The sequence below is a fragment of the Roseateles sp. P5_E11 genome, assembly GCF_054049355.1.
In genome coordinates this window covers 1-4288 of sequence record NZ_JBFUMO010000501.1, presented here as the reverse complement: position 1 = coordinate 4288, position 4288 = coordinate 1, and the positions used below count along the sequence as shown (strand labels likewise).

Here is a 4288-nt window from a genome sequence, read left to right as displayed (position 1 = left end):
CAGCTTGTAGTCGGGCTCGACGCCGTTGCGCGTCGCGTCGATGTCGAGGACGACGAGCTCGTCGGCTTCCTTCTCGTTGAAGATCTTGACCGCGTTGATCGGGTCGCCGACGTACTTCGGGTCCTTGAAGCCGACGGTCTTCACGAGGCCGCCCTCGTGCACGAGCAGGCAGGGGGTGATGCGCGGCCTCAGCATGTCGAAGACTCCAGTTCGGCGAAGTTCTTCAGCATGGCCGCGCCCCAATGGTGGCTCTTCTCGGGGTGGCCCTGCATGCCGTAGATGCAGCCATTGCGCACCGAAGCCGCGAACGTCGAGCCGTACTCGGCGCGAGCAGCGACATGGGTCGGGTCGCTGCACTCGAAGTAATAGGAGTGCAGAAAGTAAAAGCGCGCGTCGGTCTCAAGGCCCTTGAACAGCGGCGTGCCGGCAACCGGGTTCACGTCGTTCCAGCCCATGTGCGGCAGCGGCAGGCCGGCTGTTCTGCCGGTGCTGTCGAAATGCTTCACCTGGCCGGGAACCCAGCCCAGGCCGCGGCATTGGCCCTCGTCGCTGGACTCACCGAGCATCTGCATGCCCACGCAGATGCCCAGCACCGGCACGCCGCCACGGGCGACCATCGCATCCAGCGGCTCGCGCAGCCCGGAGGCGTTGAGACGGTTCATCGCATCGTCGAAACCGCCGACGCCCGGCAGGATGACATGCGTGGCGTCCTCGATCTCGGCGGCCGTCGTCGCGAAGCGCGTGGGGATGCTCATGCGCTTGTACATGGTGGCCAGCGCACCGATATTGCCGACGCCGTAGCTGACGATGGTGATCATCGAATGATGGCCCTTTGCACGCCGAGCGCGCGCAGCACCCGGGTGCCGAGATCGATGATGGCCATGTCGTTGGCGTAGTCCTTGTACGTCTTGGGCTCGCCGCGGTGCAGCGCCTGCAACTCGGCGACGGTCAGGCCGAGCTTGGTGGCGATGTATTCGAAGTCATGCGCCAGCGTTTCCTCGTCATAGGCGGGGATGGCGATCTTGGCGAGCGCGTCCTCGCGCTTGAGCTGGCCGGTCAGGATCAGGCTGGAGAAATGCGCGCGGCGCTTGTCGTAGCCGAACTTGCTGGGCAGCCAGTAGCCCTCGTAGAAGCGCGTGAAGCGCGACTCGTAGTGCTTGTGCGCGTACTTCTGCCAGCCGAACTTGTCCACCAGTTCGTCCATGGCCGCTTCCTTGTAGAAGGGCACGCAGTTCAGCGGCTTGACGACCTGCACGCCCTTGAAGAAGCGGTAGTAGATCTTGAAGCGGAAGATGCCCGCGAGCGGGAACTTCTTCAGCGGCCGCGTGCCGAAACGGCGGTGGATGTCCTTGAGCTGGCGCACGTCGGACGCGTGGTAATGCCACTCCAGCGGCTCGCGAACGCACTCGGTCGAGTAGTTGGCACCGGTCAGGATGTATTTCGCGTTGTTCTTGGCCGCGAAGTTGTAGAGGCCCGCGAAAAAGGCGTGGTCCTGCGGCGTGTCCAGGTGCGGCACCTGGGCCTTGAAGAAGGCCAGCTGCAGGTCACGCATCTCGGGCCAGTCGATGACCTCGGTGAAAAGATCCAGCCCCAGGCCGTCGACCAGCTTCTCGATGTTGTTGACCGCCTGCTGCGAGTTCCAGCCGGCGTCGACGTGATACAGCAGCGGACGCAGGCCGAACTTTTCCTTGGCCAGATAGGTCACATAGGAGCTGTCGACGCCACCGGACAGGCCGATCAGGCAGTCATGGTCCTTGCCCTTGCCGTCGCGCTTGATCTGCTCGACCTGCGCCATGATCTCGCGCTCACCGCGCTCGTCGGTGTGCCAGTTGGGCAGGACGTTGCGGTGGTAGTTGTTGCAGTAGTCGCACCAGCCGCGCTCGTCGAACACGATGCCGGAGTCGGACGTGTCCATGATGCAGTTGGAACAGATTTGGTAAGGGCGCATTTTGGAAAAACCAGTTGGATATAGCGACTTCGGAGTTCGCCTTGTTGGTGCCTGAAAGGACTGTTGAAGGCCGTGGCACTCAGTAGTTGTCTGTCGGTCTTTCGCGGATCAACGGATTCGCTTGGCGAGTTGGGCGTAGTCCAGATGCTCACGCGCGAATTGGAGAGATCTCTTTTTCATGGCATCGACGGCCTCCGGGGCCACGGCAATCGCTGTCAAACTGTTCGCCAACGTCGTACGTTCATTGATCAGGAAACCGTTGTCCACGAAAAGTGCGCGGTGACTGGGGACGTCATCGACCAGGATTGCGCAGCGGCAGCACATGCTCGTCTGGGTCGTGGCGGTCTGCCCTTTGGGCTGCAAGAAGACGTCCGCCGCACAAAGGATGTCCTCCAACTCATCCGGCGACTTCCAGCCGAGAAACGCGATTCGCGGATCCGAATCGATCAAAGCCTGGCACTCTTTTTGATCGTCAACAACTTGGCCGAYGATCCAGAACTTCAGGTGTTCAGCGGGCGTCCMAATGAAGGCGCGCAGAGCTCTCGGCAATAGTTTGTTGGCCGTGATTTTGCCTGATTGAACAATCACGACATCGCCAGGCCCTGCTCCATGCAGTTCTCGGACGCGCTGACGTCGTGCTTCGTAGTCCTCGTCACCATGGATGTGCCCGGCGAGAGGGAACAGCACGATCTTGTCCTTGGGCACCTTGTAGAACTGCTCGGAAAACTGGATCGACTCGACTGTGATGCAGAGAACCTCCTTCACCACGTCTAGGGCGCTGCGCAGGATCGGCCGGTAGAACGCGCCATGCAGGAGGTACTTGGAAATCCAACCGCGAGCACTGTTGTTGAAGTCCTCGTGGCAGTCTGCGAAGAGCCTGACCTGAGGGTGTTCCCGGACGTACTGGGCCACCGTCAACAGTTCCCACGCGCACAGGCCATGAAAGAGGATGACGTCCGGGCTGAGTGCGTCCAGAAGTGGGCGCACGCCCGGATAGGCTCGAATCTTTGGGGCCAGCTTGGTGGGGATGAACCTTCGATAGGGCAGCCGAATGACGCGCGCACCGTCGGTGCCCATGTAGTCACCAGGCTGCAAATAGCAGGGCATGCGCTGCTCGTCGAATGATTCCGTCGACGCGATGATCGTGACGTCATGGCCATCCTTGACGTGTTCGGCCGGGAGGYGATTCTCTTGGTAGCCGTATCCATCAATGTAGAAGCAAGAAAGGCAGACGTGGACGATCTTCATTTGCTGTGCAGCTTCGCGAGAAATGCATGAGGGTCGTTCATGACAGGGCCGAACTCACTCAGCGTTTCCTCAGGCCAGTTCCACCACTGGCTCTGAAGCAGGCCGTCAATGAYGGGAGCCTCAAATCGATTGCGGATCACCCGCGCCGGGTTGCCTGCGACAACTGCGTATGGCGTGACGTCGCGGGTCACGACGGCGCCCATGCCGACAATCGCACCATGGCCGACGTGGACCCCTGCCTTGATATAGGCGCCGTCACCTATCCAGACGTCGGMACCGATAGTCGTTCTGAGCGAGGGTAGGTACTCGTGCCTTGCGAACTTGGCCTTTACGCTGTCCTTGTGTGAGAGAAAAACCGGGCTCGTCGATACGAAATGGCTCGGGTGACCAACGCCGCCGATGCGAATATGGCTGCCTAGCGAGCAGAACGGCCCCACCTCCACGTTGAGCAGCGCGCACTCATAGCCGATGAATGAATGCCGGTCCACATGGCAACTGATTACGGCGCTTCCGGCATGAACGCGTGAAGTGCGGTGGATCGTGCTGTCACGGATCGCTGCACCACGAGCGATCTTCAGAAACTTGGACCAAAGGTAGGTAAGCATGATGCGCTTAGGCCGAGCGGAGCTGCGCCGATGCGCCGCCATGGCGATGCATCATCAAATAGCGTGCATAGGCACCGACGGCCAGAGGTAGCAGCTGGTGCGTGTAGTGTTTGGCGGTGATCGCGAACAGTGCCACCAGAAAAGCAAACGACACAGCTAGCTGATAGTCCGGGTCGTTGAGATCCGCACGTCGCAACAGGCAGAGGTCGATGAGGGGCAGCACGATGAGTGCTACATAGGCCGCGAAACCAGGGAGCCCTAGGTCGACCCACGCGGACAGCGCGTTGTGAATGTGCTCGCCAGGCTTATGGCTACCCAGGGCACCGACCCAAGGACTTTCCTGGATGCTTTTCCAGCCGTCATACAGCATGCGGGCACGCTCAAGCTTGGAGAGGTCGTCGCTGTAGTCGAGGAACAGGAAGATCGTGCGGCTCTCGGGATACAGGTCGGCCAGCAAGGGCAGTGCGGCTGCAGCGGCGGCCACGAG

Annotated in this window: 6 protein-coding genes; all 6 read right to left on the bottom strand. The window is 61.0% G+C overall.

The annotated features are described in order from the left end of the window. Positions 1-195: HisA/HisF-related TIM barrel protein (locus ACXJKR_RS25690; RefSeq protein ID WP_457325217.1), on the bottom strand; the 195-nt coding region annotated here is incomplete at its 3' end. Next, a complete protein-coding gene (gene hisH / locus ACXJKR_RS25685; RefSeq protein ID WP_457325216.1) occupies positions 189-818 on the bottom strand; it encodes an imidazole glycerol phosphate synthase subunit HisH in 630 nt (209 codons plus the stop codon). The genes ACXJKR_RS25690 and hisH, both read right to left, overlap by 7 nt. After that, positions 815-1948 carry an N-acetyl sugar amidotransferase gene (locus ACXJKR_RS25680; protein ID WP_457325215.1) on the bottom strand — a complete coding sequence of 378 codons (1134 nt, stop codon included), beginning with the start codon at positions 1946-1948 and terminating at the stop codon, positions 815-817. Before ACXJKR_RS25680 ends, hisH begins: the two co-directional genes overlap by 4 nt. Before the next feature lie 108 nt (positions 1949-2056). Next, positions 2057-3196 (bottom strand): glycosyltransferase family 4 protein, encoded by a 1140-nt coding sequence (locus tag ACXJKR_RS25675; protein ID WP_457325214.1) that lies wholly within the window; start codon positions 3194-3196, stop codon positions 2057-2059. Next, entirely contained in the window at positions 3193-3801 is a 609-nt protein-coding gene (locus tag ACXJKR_RS25670) for a CatB-related O-acetyltransferase (RefSeq protein ID WP_457325212.1), read from the bottom strand. The genes ACXJKR_RS25675 and ACXJKR_RS25670 overlap by 4 nt, the downstream gene beginning before the upstream one ends. A gap of 7 nt (positions 3802-3808) precedes the next feature. Beyond that, positions 3809-4288: hypothetical protein (locus ACXJKR_RS25665; RefSeq protein WP_457325211.1), on the bottom strand; the 480-nt coding region annotated here is incomplete at its 5' end.

Excerpts from the sequence above, each read along its gene's own strand:
- hisH (WP_457325216.1), bottom strand. The coding sequence starts at position 818 with ATGATCACCATCGTCAGCTACGGCGTCGGCAATATCGGTGCGCTGGCC.
- ACXJKR_RS25680 (WP_457325215.1), bottom strand. The coding sequence starts at position 1,948 with ATGCGCCCTTACCAAATCTGTTCCAACTGCATCATGGACACGTCCGAC.